A 24,199-nucleotide genomic window follows, 5' to 3' on the forward strand; every position below is an offset into this window, starting at 1 on the left:
GGTCGACTGTCTGGGCGGTCGATGCGTACCAATCGAACTTGAGGAGCAGGCAACTATGTCGATGGCCGATCGTGATGGCGTGATCTGGTATGACGGCGAACTGGTGCCGTGGCGCAACGCCACCACCCATGTGCTGACCCACACCCTGCATTACGGCATGGGCGTGTTCGAGGGCGTGCGCGCCTACAACACTCCGCAAGGCACGGCGATCTTCCGCCTGCAGGCGCACACCGACCGCCTGTTCGATTCGGCCCATATCATGGGCATGAAGATTCCCTTCTCCAAAGAAGAAATCAATGAAGCCACCCGCGCCGCCGTGCGCGAGAACAACCTGGAAAGCGCCTATATCCGCCCCATGGTGTTCTACGGATCGGAAGCCATGGGCTTGCGTGCCAACGGCTTGAAGGTGCAGGTGATCGTCGCGGCCTGGAGCTGGGGCGCCTATATGGGTGACGAGGCCCTGCAGGTGGGTATCAAGGTGCGCACCAGCTCCTACACCCGCCACCATGTGAACATTTCCATGACCCGAGCCAAGGCCAACGGCAACTACATCAACTCCATGCTGGCCCTGCAGGAAGCCATCTCCGGCGGCGCCGACGAGGCCATGCTGCTCGATCCCGAAGGCTATGTGGCCGAGGGCTCGGGGGAGAACATCTTCCTGGTCAAGAACGGCGTGATCTACACCCCGGAAGTCACTTCCTGCCTCAACGGCATCACGCGCAACACCATTCTGACCCTGGCGGCCGAGCACGGCATCCAGGTGGTGGAGAAGCGCATCACCCGTGACGAGGTGTATATCGCCGACGAGGCCTTCTTCACCGGCACCGCCGCCGAAGTGACACCGATCCGTGAAGTGGACGGCCGCCAGATCGGCGCCGGGCGCCGCGGGCCGATCACCGAGAAGCTGCAAACCGCCTACTTTGATCTGGTCACCGGCAAGACCGATGCCCATGCCGAATGGCGTACTCTGGTCAAGTAACGGCTACTCAAGGCCATGACAGGGAGGCGTGAGCCTCCCTGCGCATTTGTGGAAAAACCATGCGAATTCTGATCGTTGGGCCCAGCTGGGTCGGTGATATGGTGATGGCGCAGACGCTGTTTCAGTGTCTCAAGCAGCGCCATGCCGAATGCCTGATCGATGTGTTGGCCCCGGAATGGAGTCGGCCGATTCTCGAGCGCATGCCCGAGGTGCGCCAGGCCCTGAGCTTTCCCCTGGGGCATGGCGTGCTGGATCTCGCCACCCGGCGCAAGATCGGCAAGTCTCTGGCTGGCCAGTATGATCAGGCGATTCTGCTGCCCAACTCGCTGAAATCCGCCCTGGTGCCGTTTTTCGCCGATATCCCCATGCGCACCGGTTGGCGTGGCGAGATGCGCTTCGGCCTGCTCAACGATATTCGCAAGCTGGACAAGGCGCGCTATCCGCTGATGATCGAGCGCTTTATGGCCCTGGCCTTCGAACCGGGCGCCGAGCTGCCCCAGCCCTATCCGTGCCCGGCCTTGCAGATTGATTCGGTCAGTCGTGACGCCGCCCTGGGCAAGTTCGCCCTGGAACTGGATCGCCCGGTGCTGGCGCTGTGCCCGGGCGCCGAGTTTGGCGAGGCCAAGCGCTGGCCGGCCGAGCACTATGCCAAGGTGGCGGAGCTGAAGATCCGCGCCGGCTGGCAGGTATGGATATTCGGTTCGAAAAACGATCATGCAGTGGGTGAGGATATCCGTTCACGGCTGATTCCCGGCCTGCGTGAGGAGGTCAGCAATCTGGCTGGCGAAACCAGTCTGGCCGAGGCCATCGACCTGCTGTCCTGCGCGGGCGCCGTGGTGTCCAACGATTCCGGTCTGATGCATGTGGCTGCCGCGCTGAATCGCCCGCTGGTGGCGGTCTATGGCTCCACCTCGCCACAGTTCACCCCGCCCTTGGCCGAGCAGGTGGAAATCGTGCGCCTGGGGCTGGATTGCAGCCCCTGCTTCGAGCGCACCTGCCGCTTCGGTCACTACGACTGCCTGGGCCAGCTCAAGCCGCGCCCGGTGATCGAGGCGCTGGATCGCCTGGTGGCCGACCCGGTCGAGGTCGAATAGCTTGCGCGTTTTGCTGATCAAGACCTCGTCGCTGGGCGATGTAATCCACACGCTGCCGGCCCTGACCGATGCGGCCCGGACCATTCCCGGCATCCAGTTCGACTGGGTGGTGGAGGAGGGTTTCGCCGAGATCCCGGCCTGGCATCCGGCCGTGGCCCAGGTGATACCGGTGGCCATCCGCCGCTGGCGCAAGCACCTCTGGCAGACCCTCAAGAACGGCGAGTGGAAGCGTTTCAAGCAGCGTCTGGGCGAAACCCACTACGATCTGGTGATCGATGCCCAGGGTCTGCTGAAAAGCGCCTGGTTGATCCGCTATGTGCAGGGGCCGGTGGCTGGCCTGGATCGGGATTCGGCCCGCGAGCCCCTGGCCAGCCATTTCTATGACCGGCGCTACGCCGTAGCCCGGGATCAGCACGCCCTGGAACGCACCCGCCAGCTGTTTGCCCAGGCCCTGGGCTATGCCGTGCCGTCAGGCCTGGGCGACTATGGTCTGAATCGCGCGCAACTGGCCGACAGTGCGGCGCAGCCCTATCTGCTGTTTCTGCATGGCACCACCTGGGCTAGCAAGCACTGGCCGGAAGCCGACTGGCGCGCCCTGGCCGAGCGTATGAGCGCACAGGGCTGGGCCATTCGCCTGCCCTGGGGTAATGCAAGCGAAAAGGCCCGTGCCGAGCGTATCGCTTCCGGCATTGAAAACGCTGCGGTGCTGCCCAAATTGAATCTTGCTGGTGTGGCCAAGGTGATCGCCGGGGCCAGCGCCTGTGTGGCGGTGGACACCGGCCTGGGCCACCTGGCGGCGGCATTGGATGTGCCGAGCATTTCCCTTTACGGCCCGACCCTGCCGGGCCGGGTCGGCGCCTATGGTCGCGGCCAGGTGCACCTGTGCGCCACGGGACCCAATGCTGGTTGTGGTGACCGGCACAAGCCCTGCTTCGAGGGCCTGGACGCCGAACGAGTCGCCCACGAACTGCAGGCCCTGCTGCTGGCCGAGGAAGCTGTCTGATGCAACTGGCCTTTATCCTGTACAAGTACTTTCCCTTCGGTGGCCTGCAGCGCGACTTTATGCGTATTGCCCTGGAGTGCCAGGCGCGCGGCCATGCCATCCGCGTCTATACGCCGATCTGGGAAGGCGAGATGCCAGCCGGTTTCGAGGTGGTGGTAGTGCCGGTCAAGGCGCTGTTCAACCACAAGCGTAACGAGAAGCTGACCGCCTGGATCAAGGCCGATCTGGCCCAGCGCCCGGTGGATCGGGTGATCGGCTTCAACAAGATGCCGGGCCTGGACGTCTACTACGCCGCCGATGGCTGCTATGAAGACAAGGCGCAGACCCTGCGCAACCCGCTGTACAAGCGCTGGGGGCGCTACAGGCACTTTGCCGACTATGAGCGGGCAGTGTTTGCCCCTGAGTCCAAAACCGAGATTCTGATGATCTCCGAGGTGCAGCAGCCGCTGTTTATCAAGCACTACCACACCCCGCTGCAGCGCTTTCACCTGCTGCCGCCTGGTATCGCCTTTGACCGCCGTGCGCCGGCCAATGCGGCCGAGATTCGCGCCGAATTTCGCGCCGAGTTCAAGCTGGCGGATGACGACCTGCTGCTGGTGCAGATCGGTTCCGGCTTCAAGACCAAGGGCCTGGATCGCAGCCTCAAGGCCCTGGCCGCGCTGCCCCGCGAGCTCAAGAAACGCACGCGGCTGATCGCCATCGGTCAGGACGATCCGCGTGCCTTCAAATTGCAGGCCAAGACCCTGGGTGTTGCCGAGCAGGTCGAAATTCTCAAGGGCCGCAGTGACATCCCGCGCTTTATGCTGGGTGCCGACCTGCTGATCCACCCGGCCTACAACGAGAACACCGGCACCGTTCTGCTGGAGGCTCTGGTCTCAGGTCTGCCTGTACTGGTCACCGATGTCTGTGGCTATGCCCACTATATCGCCGAGGCCGATGCTGGCCGTGTGCTGGCCAGCCCCTTCGAGCAGGAGCGGCTCAACCATCTGTTGGTCGATATGCTTGCCGACGAACAGCGCCGCGCCTTCTGGTCGCGCAATGGCCTGGCCTATGCCGACAGCGCCGATCTGTATTCCATGCCGCAGCATGCTGCGGACATTATCCTGGCGGCGCGCTCATGAAGCTGATGTTGGCTGAACCCTTTAAATCGCTGTGGGCCGGGCAGGACCCCTTTGTCGCCGTGGAGGCGCTGCAGGGCGAGGTGTACCGCGAACTGGAAGGCCGCCGCACCCTGCGCACCGAAGTGGCCGGGCGCGGTTATTTCGTCAAGATCCACCGCGGCATTGGCTGGGGCGAGATCGCCAAGAACCTGCTGACAGCCAAACTGCCGGTGCTCGGCGCCCGTCAGGAATGGCAGGCCATCGAGCGCCTGACTGCAGCAGGGGTGGCGACCATGACGGCGGTGGCTTATGGCGAGCGCGGCGCCAACCCGGCGGCGCAGCACTCCTTTATCGTCACCGAAGAACTGGCCCCAACCACCGACCTGGAGCAGCTAAGCCTGAACTGGGCCAATCAGCCGCCCGCGCCGCGACTGAAGTGGGCGCTGATCAAGGAAGTGGCGAGCATGGTCGGACGCATGCACCGCGCCGGGGTCAACCACCGCGACTGCTATATCTGCCATTTTTTGTTGCACACCGATCAGGCGGTGACGGCGGATAACCTGCGCCTGTCGCTGATCGACCTGCACCGCGCCCAGTGTCGTGTCGAGGTGCCACGTCGTTGGCGGGACAAGGATCTGGCGGCGCTCTACTATTCGGTGCTGGAGACTGGCTTAACTTCGCGTGACAAATTGCGCTTTCTGCGCAGATATTTCGAGTTGCCGCTGCGGCAGATTCTGGCGGACGAGCAGCGCTTCCTGCGTTACTTGGAGTACAAGGCAGGCAAACTCTATGAGCGCAAGCAGCGCTACGGGGGGCTGCTCTGATGGCGTCGTGGTTTCTGGCACCGGACTATGGGGATTTGGCAGTTGAATTTGGCAGCCTTGAAGCTGTTTTCGCCCTGCAGGGTGAGCGCCTGACCAAGGATCCAATGTCCGAGGTGATACTGCTGGAGCGAGCGGGTGTGCGCTACTATGTGAAGCGCTATTGGAGTGGCGGCAAAGGTTTGCGTCGCTACTTGGGGCGGCCGCGAATCAAGGCGGAATGGCAGAACCTCAAATATTTCGCTAAGTGGGGAATCGCCACCGCCCCCATCGTTGCTTATGGCCTGGAACGGCGATGGGGGTGTTTCGAACGAGGCGCGTTGATTACTCGCGAACTGATCAATACCGAAGACCTGGGTCGTATGGCTCGCTACGATGATCCCCGCCTGGGTGATCGGCAATGGGTCGATGTAATCAGCCGGCAACTGGCGCTGGCCACCCGAACGTTGCATGGCCATCGTTTCACCCATAATGATTTGAAATGGCGAAATCTGCTGGTCAATGACCGGAGCGAATTGTTTCTGATCGATTGTCCGGGTGGTTCCTTTTGGTGGGGGCCTGCCTTGCGCTACCGCATCGTGAAAGATCTGGCGTGCCTGGATAAGGTTGGCAAACAGAAGCTTTCTCAAACGCAGCGCCTGCGCTTCTATTTGCAGTACTGCGGACGTGTGCGACTGACTGCCGGAGATAAACGCCGCATTCGGCAAATAGTCGGTTTTTTTGAGGGGCGTGAATGAGTGATTTTATTGCCGAGCAAGAGCGCGCCTTGCTTGAGCACCATGGCCTGGCCAGTTTTTCTGCGCTCTGGGCCCTGAGGCTAGAGGCGGTGGATGAGCCCAACACCGAGCGAGGGGGCTGGAGTAGTGTCTATCGCTTGGACTTGGGAGAGGCAGCCTTTTACCTCAAACGTCAAAGCAATCATTTGACCCGTGGTTTTTTGCACCCTTTCGGGGAACCCACCTTTGCCCGTGAGTTTCGCAATATTCAGCGATATCAAAATTTGGGTATCCCTGCCTTGCAGGCTGTTTTCTTCGCTCAGCGTCGCGAGCAGGGTGAGCACAGAGCGATACTGCTGACCAAGGCGTTGGACGGCTGGCAAGACCTGTGGAGCCTGTTGAAGGACTGGCACACCCTCGATGTTAGGCAGCAGACGGCGATTCTTCAGGCCTGCGGCCTACTTGCGCGGCGGTTGCATGAGGCGGGGCAGATGCATGGTTGCTTCTATCCCAAGCATGTATTTCTCATGGAGCATGCTGGGCAGTACAGTGCCCAGTTGATTGATTTGGAGAAAACCCGTCCCTTGTTGTTGGGGCGGGCTGATCGGATTCGCGACCTGGAGCCGTTGCTGCGTCGTGCCAGCGCCTGGGGTGAAGCGCAGGTGCGTGTGCTGTTGGCGGCCTATCTGCCAGCAGGCGAGCATCCGGACTACTGGTTGCAGCGGTTGAACGTGCGTCGCTCGTATAAGGATTCCCGGCATTGACTCTGGCTGAGCTTTCCAAAGCTGCGCGCACTCCGGTGCTGCCCATGAGCCTTGATCTGGATGGTCAGCCGCTACTGCTTACTCGTTTGTTCAGGGTGCTGCCGGGCCAGCGTTATGTCGGTTTGGCGCAATGGGGCGGTCGGCCTGTGGTGGCCAAACTGCTGGTTGGCAACAAGGCTGTGCGGCACTTTCAACGCGAGTTGCAGGGCGTTCGCTGGTTGGCCGAGCAGGGCTTGAATACTCCGCAGCTGTTGACCCACGGTATGCATGCAGGCGAGGGGGGGTGGCTGCTATTTGACTATCTGGAAGCGGCTGAGAGCCTCTGGAGTGCCTGGTCAGCAGTCGCTGATCTGCCGTTGTATTGCGATGCTCAGCAGAAGGTTCTGGGAGAAGCGCTGGGCACTATCGCAAGCCTGCATCGGCAAGGGTTGTGGCAGGCCGACCTGCATCTGGATAACTTGCTGCTCAGCGGCGGGCAGTTGTTTGTAATTGATGGTGGCGGGGTGCAGGCCGAGGTGCCAGGTCAGTCGTTGTCACAGCAGAGGGTTCTGGAGAATCTGGGAATTTTCTTTGCTCAATTGCCGTCGGGACTGGAAGCCTACCTCGAAGAATTGCTAGTGCATTACCTGCTGGTCAATGGTGAGCATGCTCTGCCGCTGGAGGCGCTGCGCAGTGAGGTGGCCAAGGTGCGTCGCTGGCGCTTACGTGATTTCCTGCGCAAGACCGTGCGAGAGTGCAGTTTGTTCAGTGCAAGAGTTGGAGCCTTTGGTTTGCGTGTAATGCGCCGCGATCAGGCGCCGGATATTGAGCCTTTGCTGGCGCGTGCTGATCAACTGCTGGAGGAGGTTCCGCTGCTCAAAGGCGGTGGTTCGGCGACTGTGGCCAAGGTTGCGTTGGGGCAGCGTGCAGTAGTGCTCAAACGCTACAACATCAAAGGTGCTGCTCATTGGCTCAAGCGCTTCTGGCGCCCCAGTCGAGCCTGGCACAGCTGGCGCGAGGGCCATCGGCTGCAGTTTCTCGGAATTGCCACACCGCAGCCCCTGGCGGTTATGGAGCAGCGTTGGTGCTGGCTGCGCGGACGTGCTTACCTGATTACCGAATATTGCGGTGGGCAGGATATAATCGCGCGTTTTCAAGGTTACTTGCAGGCATCACCCCCGGAAAGTGAGCTAATCGCCCTGGATCGCCTGTTCGCCGCTTTGCTGCGCGAGCGCATCAGCCACGGAGATTTCAAGGGGCATAACCTGTTCTGGGACGATAAGCGGGGCACCTGGTCGCTGATCGATCTGGATGCCATGCAGCAACACCGCAGTGCGCGCAGCTTCGCCCGGGCCTATGCCCGCGACCGCGCCCGATTCTTACGCAACTGGCCGGCGGATTCCGCCTTGTACCAGCTGCTCGATCAACGTTTACCGCAGGTGCCCGGCACCTGCCCGAAATAGAGGCTTCTACCTGTGGCATTGACCATTCTCGGCCTGTCCGGCGCCCTCAGTCATGATCCCTCCGCCGCCCTGTATATCGACGGCAAGCTGATCGCGGCTGTGGAAGAGGAGCGCTTTGTGCGCGACAAGCACGCGAAGAACCGCATGCCCTACGAGTCGGCCAAGTTCTGTTTGGAGCAGGCCGGGATCAAGCCGTCCGACGTCGATGTGGTGGCCATTCCCTTCGCGCCCATCAGCCTGTTTGGCAAGGCCCGCTGGCAGTATGCCAAGCGCTACTGGTACGCCCCGGATCGTGCGCTGGACGCCATTCTGATGGGCAACCGCCGTTACTACCGCTACAAGAAACGCATCGAGTGGTGCCTGCAGCAACTGGGCTTCGACCTGAAGAAGGTCAAGATCGAACCGGTCGAGCACCACCTGGCCCATGCCTCCAGCGCCTATCACTGCTCGGGTTTCAAGGAGAAGACCGCGATCCTCGGCATCGATGGCAAGGGTGAGTACGCCACGACCTTCTTCGGCTATGGCGAGAACGGCAAGATCCACAAGATCAAGGAATTTTTCGATCCGGATTCGCTCGGCGGTCTGTATGGCGCGATCACCGAATTCCTCGGCTTCGAGATGCTCGACGGTGAGTTCAAGGTCATGGGCATGGCGCCCTACGGCGATGCCAGTAAGTACGACTTCTCCCGTTTGGCCTCGTTCGAGAACGGCGAGCTGATCATCAACACCGAATACGCCAACGTGATCGGCCTGCGCCGCTATAAAGAAAATGGCAAAGGCTTCTATTTTTCCAAGAAACTGATCGAATGGCTGGGGCCTAAGCGCCAGGGCGATATCGCCGACGACCCCTACATCCATTACGCCGCCAGCATGCAAGCGCTGTTCGAGAAGCTGGCGCTGCAGATGATGGAGTACTATCTCGGCGATATTCTTAAAGAAACCGGCAAGATTGCCTTTGCTGGCGGCTGTGCGCTGAACGTCAAACTGAACCAGAAGATCATCGCCCGCGATGATGTAAAAGAGCTGTTCGTTCAGCCCGCGTCCGGCGACGCCGGCACCGCGGTGGGCGCTGCCGCCTACGTTTCGCACAAGCGTGGCGTGCCGGTGGAGAAGATGGAGCACGTCTACCTCGGCCCGTCCTACTCCAACGAAGACGTGATCGCTGCCTGCGCCCGCCATCCGAGCAAACCGGTGTTCAAGCGCATCGACAATACTCCCGAGCGCATCGCCAAAATCATGGTCGATGGCAACCCGGTTGCCTGGTTCCAGGGGCGCATGGAATTCGGCCCGCGCGCCCTTGGCGGTCGCTCCATCATCGGTTGCCCGAGCATCCCCGGCGTGGCCGATCGCATCAACGAACAGATCAAGTTTCGCGAGCGCTGGCGCCCCTTCTGCCCGTCCATGCTCGACACGGTGGCGGCGCAGATGCTCAAGGTCGATCACCCCAGCCCCTTTATGACCTTCACCTTCGAAGTCAATGAAGAGTGGAAAACCCGGGTCAGCGAAGTGGTGCACGAAGACGGCACCTCCCGCGCCCAGGTGCTGGAGCGCCAATACAACCCGCGTTGGTACGATTTGATGCTGGAGCTGGAAAAGCTCACCGGCAACGGCGTGTCGCTGAATACTTCGCTCAACCGTCGCGGCGAGCCGATGATCTGCTCGCCCACCGATGCGCTGAACATGTTCTATGGCTCCGACCTGCAGTACCTGATCATGGAAGACATCCTCGTGGTCAAGGACGGCAAGGATTGGTATGAGCAGGCCTGAGACGCTAATTAGCGTCATCGTTCCAGCTTATAACTACGCTCATCTGCTGCCTCGGGCGCTGGATTCGGTGCTTGCGCAGCTGGCTGATGATGTCGAGTTGATCGTGGTCAATGATGGCTCGACCGATCAGACCTCTGCGCTGCTGGCCGATTATCAGGGGCGCTATCCGGCCATACGGATAATCGAGCAGGAAAATGGTGGTGCGGCCAGTGCCCGCAATCATGGCATTCGCGAGGCCAACGGCCGTTATGCCCTGATGCTGGACGCCGATGATGAGCTGCTACCTGATGCCCTGAGCTGCTTGCGCCAGATGGTTGCGCATCACCCCGAGGCCGGCATGTTGCTCGGGGGCTATGTCTCGGTATATGAGGATGGCCGGGAGCGCCAGCGCATGCCTACGGCCGTCCCGGCAGCGCCGGCTGATCAGTTGATTCGACAGTACTTGCTGGAGAAGCGGATTGCCATTTCCCATGGCTGTTCGATGTTTCGTCGTGACCTGTTGATGCAGAGGCCCTATCCAGAGAGCCTGCGCAATGGCGAGGATATTGCGGTATTCGCCTTTTTGCTGATCAGTGCGCCGGTGGCGCTGACGACGCAGCCGTTGGTGCGTATCTACAAACACTCCGATAGTTTGCGCCACAGCCGTACCAACGGTGAGGCCTATGTGGTGGAGATGGTGCACCACGTATTTTCCAGCCTGCCTGCCAGTTGCCAGCCGCTGAAGGCGCGTTATGAAGCTCAGCGTTATCTGTCATTGTTCCGGGCGGCATTGCTGGCAGGTGAAGCAGAGCAGGCGCGGTATTTCTATAAAGCAGCATTCAAGCGGGCACCGGTGCAGGCGCTGGGTTGGAGCTATTTGCGTAAAGCCCTGCGTCTGATGATGCAGGCATGATCAATCGGGGAGAGGTTATGCACGGACTTTTGGCGCGTTTGCGTGTTGTGTCGCCCGTTCAGCTGGCGTTCTTCGGCAGCTTGTTGCTGTCGTTGGTGGCGGTTATGGGAGAGGTCACCATCGGTAAGGATGGTGCGTTCTATGTGGATATAGCGGCGACCTTTCTGGAGTCTGGATTGGCGGCCGCCTTCGATCGGTTCAACTGGCCCTGGTTCTCGGTACTGCTGGGTAGCCTGCATGGGCTGACCGGTATTCCAACTGAGGCGCTCGCCTATCTGCTTTGTGCGTTGTTTATGGCGGGTACCTGTGCGCTTTTGGTGGATATCACCCTTCAGCGTGCGCCACAGGCTGGCTATTGGGCGTGCCTGGTTGTCCTGGCAATGCCGGCGTTCAACAGCTTTCGCGGCGATGTGTTGCGCGAGTTTGGCTTCTGGTTTTTTAGTGTGTTGGCATTGTGGCAAGCCATGCGCTGGGCGCAGCGGCCGAGCTGGACCGGTGGTGTGCTGATTCAGCTGGCTATTGGCTTGGCCGCCCTGTTTCGTATGGAGGCGGTGTTGCTGATGCCGGCGTTGGCCGTCTGGCAGTTGAGCCTGCTGCGTTCGTTCGCCGGCTTGCGCACATTTATTCAGCTTAATCTGTTGCCGCTGCTGTTGGTGGTGGCGGGTGTTATTGGTCTGCTGGTCGCCAACGTATCCTTGGGGCGCCTGGCGGATTATGCCGAGATGCTGGACCCACGACAGATCCAGAAAGGCTTTGAGGCCAAGGCTGATCTGCTGGGCGAAACCGTCATGCATCGTTTCTCGGCCAATGATGGGGGCGAGGTGCTGTTCTTCGGCTTGCTGGGCAGCGTGTTGTTGAAGTTCCTCAAGCTGTTTGGGCCTTTTCTGGTGCCGTTTTTCTTTAGCCAGGGGCGTGCCGCAGTCAAACAGTATGTTCAGGATTACAAGCCTTTCGTCTGGACGCTGCTGTTCTACTTCGTCGTGATCATGCTGTTCTACATCCAGCAGTTGTTTATGAATGCCCGTTACCTCAGCTTCCTCAATATGCTTGCTGTTCCGGCTGCGGTCATAGCTTTTGCCTGGTTTGCCCAGCAGTTCCCACGCTGGAGCAAGGCCTTGGCGTTTGTTGCTCTGCTGGTGATGCTGGATAACGTGATTTCCTTGTCGGCGAAGAAAACCCACTATGTCGATAGTGGTCGCTGGATTGGCGCGAACCTGGATCCTGCTGCTTCGATCTATTACGAAGACTCGCGTATCGCCTACCACGCCGGGCGCGGTTATCCCAAGCGCGGCGTAGCGCCGCGCATGGCCATGAGCGAGGCGTACCGTGAACGCTACGATTACTTTGTGATTGAAGCTGATGGTGACGAACAGTGGCTGCTGGAATGGCTGCAGCAGCATGATCTGCGGGTGATCGAGAAATTCGCCAACCGCAAGAAGGATACCGTGTTGGTTATCGGCAACTGATCAGCGTGCCAGCAAGTGGCTCCGCAGCGCCTGGGCATCCATGCGCAGCGGAGAATGGCGCAGGTACTCAACAAAACAGGCCTCGGCTTGTGGGCTGGTGAGTAGCTGATGGTCTTTCCTGTCTCTACTGAGGTGGCGGAAGTTGCGCAGGCGCTTGTGCCTACCCAGCGCGCGCGCACTCTTCTGCAGGTCGGCTATATCGATCAGCCCCAGTCGGTGGTCCGGCGTTAAGACGATATTGCCCAGATGTAGTGAGCGGAAATAGATACCTTGCTGATGCAGTTGGGCGATAAAACGTCCCAGCTCGCCGAAGAGCTGCGGGTTGAGCTCTTCCTCTTCCAGTTGCCGGAGTGTGCGCCCGGCCAGCGGCTGGTAATGCACGGCGTCGCGAGCGATGGCGCAGATCCGGTAGGTGTTGATGATCTGCGGGCAAGGCAGGCCCAACTGTTGCAGCTTCTGGGCGTTGCTGGCGAAGCGGGCGGCATAGGGCCATAGTGCGGCGGAAGTGAGCCAGCGCTTGCGTCTGAATAATTTGAGAAAACTGCCGTCCTGCAGACGCAGCACCTTGTCGCCGTGGCTGTCGTCTTCGAGCACGCAGGCGTTCTGACGCAGTTCTTCGTAATGGGCTTTTGACAGTGCTTGCATAGGGCCACCTAACCTCGGGGTCGCATAGTCTAACCGAGAGTGCATGCCGGGGCGGCGGCAAAATAGGCTCGTGTTACACTCGCGCCCTTCTTTTGTTGCCACGGCGAGTTCCATGAGCCAGTCCAACCAGTCATCGCCCTCCAGTCTGAAGATCTACCTACGTCTGCTGACTTATGTTCGGCCTTACATTGGCCTGTTTATGATCAGTATTCTGGGCTTTCTGATCTTTGCTTCCACTCAGCCCATGCTGGGCTACATGCTTAAGTACTTTGTCGACGGCCTCGCCAACCCTGCGGCCAGCCTGTTTCCGGATGTGCCTTATCTGCAGGATCTGCAGTTGCTGCAGGTGGTGCCGCTGTTGATCGTGTTTATCGCGCTATGGCAGGGGGTTGGCTCGTTCCTGGGTAACTTCTTTCTGGCCAAGGTATCTCTTGGGTTAGTGCACGATCTGCGGGTGACGCTGTTTAACAACCTGCTGACGTTGCCCAATCGCTATTTCGACAATCACAACTCTGGGCATCTGATCTCCCGTATTACCTACAACGTGACCATGGTCACCGGCGCGGCCACAGACGCGATCAAGGTCGTGGTGCGCGAGGGCATGACGGTGATTTTCCTGTTTGCCACCCTGCTGTGGATGAACTGGAAGCTGACTCTGGTGATGGTCGCCATCCTGCCCATCATCGGGGTGATGGTGGTCAGTGCCAGCAAGAAATTTCGCAAGCAGAGCAAGAAAATCCAGGTAGCCATGGGTGATGTAACCCATGTGGCATCCGAAACCATTCAGGGTTATCGCGTTGTGCGCAGTTTCGGCGGTGAGCCCTATGAGCAGGAACGTTTCGGCGAAGCCAGCATGGCCAATCGGCAGAAGCAGTTGCAAATGGTCAAGACCAATGCGGTCTACACCCCTAGCCTGCAGTTGGTGATCTATAGCGCCATGGCCGTGCTGATGTTCCTGGTTCTGCTGCTGCGCGGCGATGCCAGTGCCGGCGATCTTGTTGCTTACATTACTTTGGCGGGGCTGCTACCCAAGCCGATACGCCAGTTGTCCGAGGTCAGTTCAACCATTCAGAAAGGTGTGGCGGGGGCTGATAGTATTTTCGAACAGCTCGATGAGGCGCCAGAAATCGATCGTGGTACCAAGGAACTTGAACGGGTCAGTGGCCGTTTGGAAGTGTGCAATCTGAGCTTCAGCTATCCAGGAACCGAGCAGCCGGTATTGAGCAATATTTCTTTTGTAGCCGAACCTGGGCAAATGGTCGCGCTGGTTGGCCGGTCAGGCAGTGGCAAGTCCACTCTGGCAAGCCTGATTCCGCGCTTCTATCACCATGAACATGGCCAGATTCTGCTGGATGGGGTGGATGTCGAGGATTACACCCTGCGCAACTTGCGTCGTCATATCGCGCTGGTGACCCAGCATGTGACTCTGTTCAATGACACGGTCGGCAATAACATCGCTTATGGCGACCTTGCCGGCGCACCTTTGGACGACGTTCAGCGTGCGGCCGAAGCGGCCTATGCTGCAGAGTTTATCGAGCAGATGCCTCGGGGTTACGACACTCTAGTGGGCGAGAATGGTGTGCTGTTGTCTGGCGGGCAGCGTCAGCGCCTGGCGATTGCCCGCGCATTGCTCAAGGATGCACCGCTGTTGATTCTGGATGAGGCGACATCGGCGCTGGATACCGAGTCGGAGCGGCATATCCAGGCTGCGCTGGATCGGGTCATGCAGGGGCGCACGACGCTGGTCATCGCCCACCGCCTGACGACCATCGAGAAGGCCGGCCTGATTCTGGTAATGGATCAAGGGCGTATCGTCGAGCGCGGAACCCATCACGAACTGTTGGCGCTTAATGGTTATTACGCACGGCTGCATGCCAAGCAGTTCAAGGATGAAGATGACGAGTAGGTTTCCTCTGCATAAAGATGCGGTGCCTTTCTCGGGGTGGACTTTCGCGATGATCGTTTTGGGATTGTCCGGGGTTGGCCAGAGATAAGTAACGTCGTGTCTTGGTGCGCCGAGATGCCGGATTCTTTTCTGCCTTTTTTGGGGGGTGTAATGCTTGCGAACACAGCAGTATTAACTCAGCTACCTGAAGCTGAAGCTTTTTCCCGTTGGTTGGAGGTGGATGGTGATTGGGTTGAAGAGCCCAATGTACGTCGCGGAGGTATGAGCGGTGTAAAGCGCATCTACACCGAGTCAGGGAAGGTGCTCTATCGCAAGCAGCAGGATGGTCATATCTATCGCAGTTTGCGCCACCCGCTTGGTTACCCGACTGTGATGCGCGAACGTGAAGCGTTGCTAGCACTCCACCAGTTAGATGTGGCGGTGCCTCCCTTGGTTTACGCAGCCTGTCGAAAGACCTCTGACGGCTGGCAGGCTCTGCTGGTGACCGAAGGGCTTGATGGTTACAGAAGCCTTGAGGAACATTATGCCGAGGGGGCCGAGAGCGCCTGGGGGGAGGCATTACATGGCAGGATCATTGAGGAAGTAGGCCGGGTGATTGGTCGCCTGAACAGCGGGCGCTGGCAGCATGGCTGTATTCGCCTTAAGCATGTATTTGTGCGTGTCACTGACGGCTGCCCGGAAGTGGCGCTTTTGGATCTTGAGAAATCGCGCCGTCGCTTTTTTGCGAGTCAGGCTGCGCGACACGATCTGCAGCAATCTAGGCGTCGCCTGGAAATGAGCGATGCGCTTTGGGAACGTTTCTTGATGGGCTATCAGAGCAGCTATGGCGCCTCTCTGCCCAGGGTTGCCAAGCACGGTTGAGCCCTCCGCGCCTCTTGCAGTCTGATACGACCTTGCTGCGTTTTTGCCGTGCGCAGATAACGACGCCTATTGGTGTTGTAAAGGCGGCGTTCAGGCTGGCTCTAGTTTGGTGGTCGTGTGGCGATTTTATTACAGGGATGGCTGTGCTCCATCCTGAACAAGACCTGCATACGAGCACGTTAGCTGGCAGAAAGGTGCAGGTGGCAGCTCTCTGTGCGCAAGCTCTCCGAATAGGCGGTCTGCGGCTGACAAATGCTATGATGCGCGGCAATTTTCAGTGCTTGCCGGAGTCTCCATGAAATTATCCATGCCGCGTTTCGACCAGGCCGCCGTTCTGGTGGTGGGCGATGTCATGCTTGATCGCTATTGGCATGGCGGCACTTCGCGGATTTCCCCGGAGGCGCCGGTGCCGGTGGTCAAGGTCGAGCAGATTGAGGATCGCCCTGGTGGTGCGGGCAACGTCGCGTTGAATATCGCCGCCCTGGGCGCTCCGGCTGTGCTGGTCGGGGTTACTGGCGCCGATGAGGCGGCTGAGAGCCTGGGTAACAGTCTGCAGGCGGCCGGGGTGACCACCCATTTTCAGCGCATCGAGAATCAGCCGACCATCGTCAAACTGCGGGTCATGAGCCGGCATCAGCAGCTATTGCGCATGGATTTTGAGGAGCCCTTTCACACCGATGCGGCGCAACTAGCCGCCAGCGTCGAAGCGCAGCTGGCCGGGATCAAGGTGCTGGTGCTGTCGGACTATGGCAAGGGCGCGCTGCGCAATCACCAGACCCTGGTGCAGCTGGCGCGCAGCAAGGGCATCGCGGTGCTGGCCGACCCCAAGGGCAAGGATTTTTCCATCTACCGTGGCGCCAGCCTGATCACCCCCAACCTGCATGAGTTCGAGACCATAGTCGGGCATTGCCGTGACGAGGCCGAGCTGGTGGCCAAGGGCGCGGCGCTGATGAGCGAACTGGAGCTGGGGGCCCTGCTGGTGACCCGTGGCGAGCATGGCATGACCCTGCTGCGTCCGCAGCAGCCGCCGCTGCATTTGCCAGCGCGGGCCCGGGAAGTATTCGATGTGACCGGCGCCGGCGATACGGTGATCTCCACCCTGGCCGCTTCCCTGGCCGCAGGGGAGGAATTGCCCCAGGCCGTGGCCCTGGCCAATCTGGCCGCCGGTATTGTGGTGGGCAAGCTGGGCACCGCCGCCATCAGCGCCCCTGAACTGCGTCGGGCGATCCAGCGTGAGGCCGGTTCCGAGCGCGGCGTGCTGGGTCTTGAGCAGTTGCTGGTAGCCATCGAGGATGCCCGTGCCCATGGCGAGAAGATCGTCTTTACCAATGGTTGCTTCGATATCCTGCATGCCGGCCATGTCACCTACCTGGAGCAGGCCCGTGCCCAGGGTGATCGTCTGGTGCTGGCGGTCAATGATGACGCCTCGGTTAGCCGCCTGAAGGGCCCTGGTCGGCCGATCAACTCGGTGGACCGACGCATGGCGGTACTGGCAGGCCTGGGCGCGGTGGACTGGGTGGTGAGCTTTAGCGAGGACACCCCGGAAAACCTGCTTCGGGCGGTCAAGCCGGACGTGCTGGTCAAGGGCGGGGATTACGGCATCGAGGGCGTGGTGGGCGGTGATATCGTCCGCGCCTATGGTGGCGAAGTTCGCGTGCTGGGGCTGGTGGAAAACAGCTCGACCACGGCCATCGTCGAGAAGATCCGCAGCAAGTAACTCTCCACACTGACTGGCTGCTTTGCCAGTCATGCGCGTCGGCGCGGTCATAGGCGCTTGTCCTGGCCGCGCGCATGATCCTTGGTATCCCCCGTATGGAGTGAGATGCCATGAGTTCCGACGTACAGGGCCGTGCCCTGGCAGTGCTGAATCGAGTCGCCCAGGCTGACTGGCCGGACCGTTTGAAGCTGCGCAAACCCTTCGAAAAACTGATCTACACCGGCAGTCGTGCGAGCTTTCGCGCGGCGGCGCAGCACGCAGGCAAAGTCGCCAAATTGCCGCGCCCGGCTGACCCGGATGCCTTGTTCGATCTGTCCCTGTCTGATGAGCAGCAGATGCTGGTGGAGATGCTGGAAGCCTTCGCCAGTGAAGCGCTGCGCCCGCTCGCCCAGGATGCCGATGAACAGGCTGCGCTGCCGGCGGCGTTGCTCAACCAGGCGCACGAGTTGGGGCTGACGCACTATGCGGTGAGCGAGGCTCAGGGCGGCATGGCGGGGGAGCGCACCACCCTGAGCAATGCATTGATTGCCGAAGCGCTGGGCAAGGGCGATTTGTCCCTGGCAGCAGCTTTGTTGGTGCCCTTGTCGGCAGCCAACTGCATCCGCCGTTGGGGCAATGCTGCGCAGCAGGCGCGCTGGCTGCCGGCCTTTGTCGCTGAAGAGCCCGCGCCCGTGATGGCCATTGCGGTGAATGAACCGACACCGCTGTTCGACCCGCACACGCTGGCGACCCGTGCGCGCAAACGCGGTAAACATTATGTGCTCAGTGGTGAGAAGAGCCTGGTGCTGCGCGGGCTGGACGCCAGTCACCTGATCGTCGCGGCGCAGGCGGCGGATGGCCCGGCGCTGTTTATGGTCGGGGCCGGTGCCAAAGGTCTGCAGCGCAGCCCACAACCGGCCATGGGCCTGAAGGCCGGCAGCACGGCGCGGGTGCGGCTCAATGGCGTGACGGTGCTGGTTGAGGCGCGCTTGGCTGCTGAGCATTTCAACTACCAGAGCTTTCTCGATTACGCCGGGTTGGCCTGGTGTGCCCTGGCCGTGGGCACGGCGCAGGCGGCGCTGGATTATGTGGTGCCGTACTGCAACGAGCGCGTGGCCTTCGGCGAGCCGATCAGTCATCGCCAGGGCGTGGCCTTTATGGTCGCCGATATGGCCGTGGAGCTCGACGCCATGCGCCTGATGGTCTGGCGCGCGTGTTCGCGGGCCGAGCAGGGTTTGTCGTTCCAGCGCGAAGCCTATCTGGCGCGTCTGCTGTGCAGCGAAAAGGCCATGAAGATCGGCACCGACGCCGTGCAGTTGCTCGGCGGCCACGGTTTTACCAAAGAACATCCAGCCGAGCGCTGGTACCGCGATTTGCGTGCGCTGGCGATTATGGCCGGCGGTCTCCAGCTTTAAGGGCGCCTCAACATGAACCTGGAAACCCCAAAGAAATTCCGTGGCCTGGTTAATCAGGCCCATCAGGTGGCGGAAAACTATTTCCGGCCGATTTCGCGTAAATACGACAAGGCCGAGCACGCCTATCCCAAGGAGCTGGACCTGCTCGCGGCGCTGCTCGATGGCATGAACGCCGGCTCACCGGAAGCCATCGGGGCCACCTCCGCAAGCAAGCGCGGTGCGGCCCGCGAGCAGCAGGAAGGCATCAAGAATGGCGGCAATCTGTCGGCCCTGCTCGGGGTGATGGAGTTGTGCTGGGGCGATGTCGGCCTGCTCTTGGCTATGCCGCGTCAGGGCCTGGGCAATGCGGCGATTGCGGCGGTGGCCAACGATGAGCAGCTGGCGCGCTTCGGCGGCACCTGGGCAGCCATGGCGATTACCGAGCCGAGCTGCGGCTCGGACTCGGCGGCGATCCGCACCACGGCGATCAAGGATGGCGATCACTACGTGCTCAACGGCGAGAAGATCTACGTCACCGCAGGCCAACGTGCCGATGCCGTGGTGGTGTGGGCCACCCTGGACAAGAGCCTCGGCCGCGCGGCGATCAAATCCTTTGTGGTGGAGCACGGCACACCGGGCATGACCGTGACCCGTCTGGAAAAGAAGCTCGGGATCAAGGCTTCGGACACCGCCGCGATCAGCTTCAGCGATTGCCGCGTGCCAGCAGCCAACCTGCTTGGAAACCCGGAAATTGATGTGCAGAAGGGCTTTTCCGGGGTGATGGAAACCTTCGACAACACCCGCCCGCTGGTTGCCGGGATGGCGGTTGGGGTGGCCAAGGCCTCGCTGGACCGCACTCGTGAATTGTTGAAGAAAGTCTGCAAGCTCGATTACCGCGCGCCGCTGCTCAGCGTCAGCCATGCCGAGGCGAGCTTGTATCGCCTGGAGGCCGAATGGGAAGCCGCGCGCCTGCTGACCCTAAAGGCCGCCTGGATGGCCGATAACAAGCTGCCCAACTCCAAGGAAGCCTCCATCGCCAAGGCCAAGGCCGGGCGGGTGGCCAACGAGGTGACACTCAAGTGCGTGGAGCTGGCCGGCGCGTTGGGCTACGGCGAGGATGAGTTGCTGGAGAAGTGGGCGCGGGATTCGAAGATTCTCGACATCTTCGAGGGCACCCAGCAGATCCAGTTGCTGATCGTGGCGCGGCGGTTGCTGGGCAAGAGTTCCAGCGAGTTGAGGTAACGGTTTTCGGCAAACCTGCAGGAGCAAGGGCTACAGGCGTTGTTGGGCCAGCCAGTCCTTCCAGCGAATACGCTCATCCGCCACCAGCCAGCCCTGTTGCGGGGCGAAGCTTTCCGCCAGCCACAGGCCGCGGGTACTGGCAGGCTGCAGCTGGCCCTGGCTCAGGGTCAGCAGCTCGGCGGTAGGGTGGCCTTGCTCCAGGGGGAGCAGATACAGGTCGGGTCGTCTTGGGTCGAGACGGGCGACCAGTTGGCCCTGCTCCAGGCGCTCGTCCACATGGTGCAGGCTGAGCTGCCGGATGTCCTTGGGTAGTTGCAGATGCAGGTCATAGACCAGCTGCAGCGAGGCAGTGGGCAGGTGCACATAGGCCCGCGGCCGCTCCAGCAGCGGCAGTTTGCCGGCCTGCACCGGGCGTGCCGCACCGGATAGAGGGCTGAGCTGGAAGGTTGCATCGTCGCGGTAGTTCAGGGTTGCGGTGTAGGGAGTGGGCAGCCAGGTATCGCCAAAGCGCCCACTGAGCCAGCCTTGGGGGCTATGCAGCAGGCATTCCTCGGCCACCTCCTGGATGGCAGTCAGCAGCGGCAGGTTGAGTTCATGGGTTGGCACATAGCCGGAGATCAGCTTGAGCACCACGTCGCCGCGGTCGGCCCGGCGCTGGCGCACCAGCACCCAGTAGTCGCGCCCCTGCCAGTGCAGGGTCAGGCGCACCGAGACTCCCAGGTTGGCCAGCTCCAGGGCAAAGTGTTCGCAGTCGCTCACCGTTACGGGCTGGCGCCGTTCGAGCATCTGGGTGAAGTTCAGCGGCATGCCGATGCCCTGGTAACTCAGCCCTTCGCTGCTGGCCTCGACGAACAGCTGCAGGGTCTTGAAGCTGCCGGGGTCTTTGCGGATTAGGGTGCGCGGCATGGCAGTTCCTCGCAGGTGTGCACGGCCTGAGAGCTTGGCACAGATCGCCGGGCCTGAGCCCTCAGGCAATATCCTGAATTACAGCGGCTGCGGTGGCCACGTTATGTTCCAGATGCCGCGCATTGATGGTGCCGATGATGGCGCTGGTGGCCGCCGGATGGGCGAAGATCAGTTCGAAGCTGGCACGTACCGGATCCTCATCGGGCTTCAGGCAGGCATGGCCGCTGGCCAGGGCCTTTTTGATCAGGATGCCCTTGCCATGAGCTTCGGCGTAGTCCAGTACCGGCAATTCGGCCTGCTCAGTGAGGTTATAGGTGACCATCGCGCAGTCACCCTGCTCAAGGGCCAGCAGGCCGCCCTCGACGGTCTTGCCGGAGAGGCCGAAGCCGCGAATCTTGCCTTCGCGCTTAAGTTCGGCCAGCGTTTCGTACACGCCGCTGTCACGCAGAATCGCCACGTCGTTGCCGTCGGAATGCACCAGCACCAGGTCGATAAAATCGGTTTCCAGGCGTTTGAGGCTGCGTTCCACCGAGAAACGCGTATGGGCCGGACTGAAGTCGAAGCGCGACTGGCCGTTTTCGAACTCTTCACCGACCTTGCTGACGATCACCCACTGCTGGCGCTGGCCACGTAGCAGCGGGCCGAGGCGGGTTTCGCTGGTGCCGTAGGCCGGCGCGGTGTCGATCAGGTTGATGCCCAGATCATGGGCCAGGGCCAGCAGCTCGCGGGCGGCGGCATCATCGGGAATGGTGAAGCCATTGGGGTACTTGACGCCCTGGTCGCGGCCCAGCTTGACCGTGCCCAGGCCCAGCGGCGAAACCAGCAGGTCGGTGGTTCCCAGTGGGCGATGCAGGTTGTGCAGGGCATGCATCAGAACAGTTCCTCCCAGACAGCGGGGGCCACGCTCGGGCGTGGCAAGGTAGGCAGTGGCGCGTGCTGCGCCGGCTGAATACCGTCACGGCTGAGGGCTGCCAGCACGCGGTCGGCAAAGTCAGGGGCTAACGCCAGTTTAGTCGGCCAGCCGACCAGCAGCGCGCCCTGCTCATGCAGGAAGGCATTGTCCGGGCGCACCAGACCGGATTGCGCCGGTTCGGCGCGATCCACCCGCAGCGTCGCCCATTGCGCGTTGGACAGATCGATCCAGGGCAGCAGTTCGCTCAGCTCCTTTTTCGCCGCCTGGATCTGCGCCGCTTCATCGCGGGCCACGCCCTCGGCTTCGGCCAGATCGCCCCCCAGGTACCAGACCCACTGGCCATCGGCCGCCGGGTGGGTGGTGATGGTCACGCGCGGCTTCGGCCCGCCGCCCAGGCAGTGGGCGTACAGTGGTTTTAGCGTTGGACCCTTGACCAGGGCCATATGCAGCGGGCGCACTTGCTGGGCCGGTTGGCTGAGGTCGAGTGCGCTAAGCAGCTCGGCATTTCCCCGCCCGGCACTGAGGATGATGCGCTGCGCGCGAATCTCACGGCCATCGACAATCAGCCCGACCAGTTCGCCCTCTTCGTATAGCGGCTCGATCTGCTCGGCGGCCAGCAGGCCATCTCCGGCCAGTTCGCTGAGGCGGCTGATCAGGCTTGGCACATCCAGCACCAGTTCAGCCAGGCGATAGACCTTGCCCTTGAACTTCGGGTGCTGCAGTGCCGGTGGCAGCTGCTCGCCCTTGACCTGATCAACCCGACCGCGCACGGCCTTGCTGGCAAAGAAACTGGTGATATTGCCGGCTAGGCTGCCGGGCGACCACAGGTAATGGGCATCGGAGAGCAGGCGCACCCCAGATAGGTCCAGCTCGCCACTGCCGCTCAGGGCTTCGCGCCAGCGCCTCGGCATATCGGCAATGGCTTCCGATGCGCCGGTCAACGCACCATGCAGGGCGTACTTGGCGCCGCCATGGATGATGCCCTGGGATTTCACACTCTGGCCGCCACCGAGGCGGGCATTTTCCAGCAGCAGGGTGGCGAAGCCCTGGCGGCGCAGGCGCGCATTCAGCCAGAGGCCGGCGATACCGCCGCCAACAATCAGTACATCGGTAGACAGAGCCTGGGACATGGATGTGCTCGCGGCCAAAACAAGGAACGCAGTATAACGGCAAGCAGCTTGCAGCTTGCAGCTTGCAGCTCTTAAGCTGCGCGCCCATGAATCGACATCTTTATTCCCTGCTGTTTCATCTGGGCCTGCCCGTGCTGGCCGGGCGCCTGGCCTGGCGCGCCTGGCAGGCGCCGGCCTATGCCAGGCGCCTTGGCGAGCGGTTTGCTCTTGGCTTGCCGCCGCTCAAGCCCGGCGGCATCTGGCTGCATGCGGTGTCGGTGGGAGAGAGCATTGCCGCGGCGCCTTTGGTGCGCGAGTTGCTGGCGCGTTACCCGGACTTGCCGATCACCCTCACCTGCATGACCCCCACCGGCTCCGAGCGCATTCAATCCATGTTCGGTGGCACCGAGTACGCCGGGCGGATACAGCATTGCTACCTGCCCTATGACTTGCCCTGGGCGGCGGCGCGCTTTCTCGATCGGGTGCAGCCACGGCTGGCGGTGGTGATGGAAACCGAGCTATGGCCCAACCATATCCACCAGTGCGCCCGGCGCGGTATCCCTGTGGCGCTGGCCAATGCGCGACTCTCCGAGCGCTCGGCGCGCGGCTACGGGCGCTTCTCCGGGCTGACTGCGCCGATGTTGGCCGAGCTCAGCCTGATTGCGGTGCAGACTCAGGTTGAGGCCGAGCGTTTTCTCGCCCTGGGTGCGCGTCCGGAGTGCGTGACGGTGACCGGCTCGATCAAGTTCGACCTGCAGATCGACCCCGCGCTATTGGCGCGAGCCACCGCCCTACGCCAGCAGTGGCAGGCCGAGGCGCGGCCCGTCTGGATTGCCGCCAGCACCCATGCGGGGGAGGACGAGATCATTCTCGCCGCCCATGCCGAGCTGCTCCGGCAGTGGCCCGAGGCCCTGCTGATTCTGGTGCCGCGTCATCCCGAGCGCTTTGCAGCTGTGCACGAGCTGTGCCTGCGCCAGGGTCTTGCCACCCGCCGTCGTTCCAGCGCAGAGGCGTTGCAGGCCGGGGATCAGGTGCTGCTGGGCGACACCATGGGCGAGCTGCTGTTCCTCTACGCCCTGGCCGATATCGCCTTTGTCGGTGGCAGCCTAGTGGCCAACGGCGGGCATAACCTGCTGGAGCCGGCAGCGCTGGGCAAGCCGGTGCTGAGCGGGCCGCATCTGTTCAATTTTCTTGATATCGCCGCGCAGTTGCGTGAGGCCGGGGGCCTGGTCGAAGTGGGCGATGCCCAGGCGCTGGCGCACCAGGTCGCCCGGCTATGGCGTGAGCCCGAGTCGGTGCGGGAGATGCGTGAGGCGGGGGTGGGCGTGATGCAGGCCAATCAGGGCGCGCTGGCGCGGCTGCTCGATGGGCTGCGCCGCTTGATGTAGGGTGCGCCGTGCGCACCGATAATCCCGGGGAGCCCCATGGTGCGCGCGGTGCACCCTACGGGGCGTCATCAGTTAGCAAAAGCCCGACTTGCGTC

Annotated in this window: 21 protein-coding genes; 17 read left to right on the forward strand and 4 right to left on the reverse strand. The window is 61.6% G+C overall.

Annotated elements, in window-relative coordinates:
* The first annotated feature begins 55 nt into the window (after window positions 1-55).
* The 11 genes from ilvE to GJV18_RS04845 are packed head-to-tail and all read left to right on the forward strand — an operon-like array spanning window position 56 to window position 12,044.
* Entirely contained in the window at window positions 56-979 is a 924-nt protein-coding gene (gene ilvE / locus GJV18_RS04795) for a branched-chain-amino-acid transaminase (RefSeq protein WP_160343567.1), read from the forward strand.
* Window positions 980-1,038: 59 nt separating this feature from the next.
* Entirely contained in the window at window positions 1,039-2,073 is a 1,035-nt protein-coding gene (waaF, locus tag GJV18_RS04800) for a lipopolysaccharide heptosyltransferase II (RefSeq protein ID WP_160343568.1), read from the forward strand.
* A 1-nt stretch (window position 2,074) separates the two neighbouring features.
* The gene (waaC, locus tag GJV18_RS04805; RefSeq protein ID WP_160343569.1) at window positions 2,075-3,076 is read left to right on the forward strand and encodes a lipopolysaccharide heptosyltransferase I; all 1,002 of its coding nucleotides are present in this window, start codon (window positions 2,075-2,077) and stop codon (window positions 3,074-3,076) included.
* Window positions 3,076-4,197, forward strand: a complete 1,122-nt coding sequence (locus GJV18_RS04810) for a glycosyltransferase family 4 protein (RefSeq protein WP_160343570.1) — start codon at window positions 3,076-3,078, stop codon at window positions 4,195-4,197. The genes waaC and GJV18_RS04810 overlap by 1 nt, the downstream gene beginning before the upstream one ends.
* Window positions 4,194-5,000, forward strand: a complete 807-nt coding sequence (rfaP, locus tag GJV18_RS04815) for a lipopolysaccharide core heptose(I) kinase RfaP (protein WP_160343571.1) — start codon at window positions 4,194-4,196, stop codon at window positions 4,998-5,000. Before GJV18_RS04810 ends, rfaP begins: the two co-directional genes overlap by 4 nt.
* Window positions 5,000-5,734 (forward strand): lipopolysaccharide kinase InaA family protein, encoded by a 735-nt coding sequence (locus GJV18_RS04820; protein ID WP_160343572.1) that lies wholly within the window; start codon window positions 5,000-5,002, stop codon window positions 5,732-5,734. Before rfaP ends, GJV18_RS04820 begins: the two co-directional genes overlap by 1 nt.
* Window positions 5,731-6,477, forward strand: coding sequence for a lipopolysaccharide kinase InaA family protein (locus GJV18_RS04825; protein WP_160343573.1), 747 nt, complete (start codon window positions 5,731-5,733; stop codon window positions 6,475-6,477). The genes GJV18_RS04820 and GJV18_RS04825 overlap by 4 nt, the downstream gene beginning before the upstream one ends.
* Window positions 6,474-7,919, forward strand: a complete 1,446-nt coding sequence (locus GJV18_RS04830; RefSeq protein WP_160343574.1) for a lipopolysaccharide kinase InaA family protein — start codon at window positions 6,474-6,476, stop codon at window positions 7,917-7,919. The genes GJV18_RS04825 and GJV18_RS04830 overlap by 4 nt, the downstream gene beginning before the upstream one ends.
* A gap of 12 nt (window positions 7,920-7,931) precedes the next feature.
* A complete protein-coding gene (locus tag GJV18_RS04835; protein ID WP_160343575.1) occupies window positions 7,932-9,686 on the forward strand; it encodes a carbamoyltransferase family protein in 1,755 nt (584 codons plus the stop codon).
* Window positions 9,673-10,578 (forward strand): glycosyltransferase family 2 protein, encoded by a 906-nt coding sequence (locus GJV18_RS04840; protein ID WP_160343576.1) that lies wholly within the window; start codon window positions 9,673-9,675, stop codon window positions 10,576-10,578. The genes GJV18_RS04835 and GJV18_RS04840 overlap by 14 nt, the downstream gene beginning before the upstream one ends.
* The gene (locus tag GJV18_RS04845) at window positions 10,575-12,044 is read left to right on the forward strand and encodes a hypothetical protein (protein ID WP_233280071.1); all 1,470 of its coding nucleotides are present in this window, start codon (window positions 10,575-10,577) and stop codon (window positions 12,042-12,044) included. Before GJV18_RS04840 ends, GJV18_RS04845 begins: the two co-directional genes overlap by 4 nt.
* Here GJV18_RS04845 and GJV18_RS04850 read toward each other — a convergent pair whose 3' ends face one another.
* Complete coding sequence (locus GJV18_RS04850; RefSeq protein WP_160343578.1) at window positions 12,045-12,689, reverse strand: lipopolysaccharide kinase InaA family protein; 645 nt, start codon at window positions 12,687-12,689, stop codon at window positions 12,045-12,047.
* Between the two features lie 112 nt (window positions 12,690-12,801).
* Here GJV18_RS04850 and msbA point away from each other — a divergent pair, with 112 nt between their 5' ends.
* From msbA to GJV18_RS04875, 5 genes are all read left to right on the forward strand, one after another.
* Window positions 12,802-14,595: a lipid A export permease/ATP-binding protein MsbA gene (gene msbA / locus GJV18_RS04855; RefSeq protein WP_160345985.1), complete on the forward strand. Its 1,794-nt coding sequence runs from the start codon at window positions 12,802-12,804 to the stop codon at window positions 14,593-14,595.
* A 150-nt stretch (window positions 14,596-14,745) separates the two neighbouring features.
* Complete coding sequence (locus GJV18_RS04860) at window positions 14,746-15,456, forward strand: lipopolysaccharide kinase InaA family protein (protein ID WP_160345987.1); 711 nt, start codon at window positions 14,746-14,748, stop codon at window positions 15,454-15,456.
* Window positions 15,457-15,751: 295 nt separating this feature from the next.
* The gene (gene hldE / locus GJV18_RS04865; protein WP_160343579.1) at window positions 15,752-17,173 is read left to right on the forward strand and encodes a bifunctional D-glycero-beta-D-manno-heptose-7-phosphate kinase/D-glycero-beta-D-manno-heptose 1-phosphate adenylyltransferase HldE; all 1,422 of its coding nucleotides are present in this window, start codon (window positions 15,752-15,754) and stop codon (window positions 17,171-17,173) included.
* A 110-nt stretch (window positions 17,174-17,283) separates the two neighbouring features.
* Complete coding sequence (locus tag GJV18_RS04870; protein ID WP_160343580.1) at window positions 17,284-18,567, forward strand: acyl-CoA dehydrogenase family protein; 1,284 nt, start codon at window positions 17,284-17,286, stop codon at window positions 18,565-18,567.
* 12 nt (window positions 18,568-18,579) lie between these two features.
* Window positions 18,580-19,788 carry an acyl-CoA dehydrogenase family protein gene (locus tag GJV18_RS04875; RefSeq protein WP_160343581.1) on the forward strand — a complete coding sequence of 403 codons (1,209 nt, stop codon included), beginning with the start codon at window positions 18,580-18,582 and terminating at the stop codon, window positions 19,786-19,788.
* A 30-nt stretch (window positions 19,789-19,818) separates the two neighbouring features.
* Here the strand turns inward: GJV18_RS04875 and GJV18_RS04880 are convergent, their stop codons facing one another.
* The 3 genes from GJV18_RS04880 to GJV18_RS04890 all read right to left on the reverse strand — a co-directional run bounded on the left by GJV18_RS04880 (window position 19,819) and on the right by GJV18_RS04890 (window position 22,737).
* A complete protein-coding gene (locus GJV18_RS04880) occupies window positions 19,819-20,694 on the reverse strand; it encodes a metal ABC transporter ATPase (RefSeq protein ID WP_407692331.1) in 876 nt (291 codons plus the stop codon).
* Window positions 20,695-20,755: 61 nt separating this feature from the next.
* Window positions 20,756-21,565, reverse strand: coding sequence for an aldo/keto reductase (locus GJV18_RS04885; RefSeq protein WP_407692332.1), 810 nt, complete (start codon window positions 21,563-21,565; stop codon window positions 20,756-20,758).
* Complete coding sequence (locus tag GJV18_RS04890) at window positions 21,565-22,737, reverse strand: NAD(P)/FAD-dependent oxidoreductase (RefSeq protein WP_160343582.1); 1,173 nt, start codon at window positions 22,735-22,737, stop codon at window positions 21,565-21,567. Before GJV18_RS04890 ends, GJV18_RS04885 begins: the two co-directional genes overlap by 1 nt.
* A gap of 86 nt (window positions 22,738-22,823) precedes the next feature.
* On the opposite strand from GJV18_RS04890, the gene waaA reads away from it, so the two are divergent.
* The gene (waaA, locus tag GJV18_RS04895; protein ID WP_160343583.1) at window positions 22,824-24,104 is read left to right on the forward strand and encodes a lipid IV(A) 3-deoxy-D-manno-octulosonic acid transferase; all 1,281 of its coding nucleotides are present in this window, start codon (window positions 22,824-22,826) and stop codon (window positions 24,102-24,104) included.
* The last annotated feature ends 95 nt before the right edge of the window (window positions 24,105-24,199 follow it).

The sequence above is a fragment of the Pseudomonas xionganensis genome (assembly GCF_009763245.1).
Taxonomy (GTDB): domain Bacteria; phylum Pseudomonadota; class Gammaproteobacteria; order Pseudomonadales; family Pseudomonadaceae; genus Aquipseudomonas; species Aquipseudomonas xionganensis.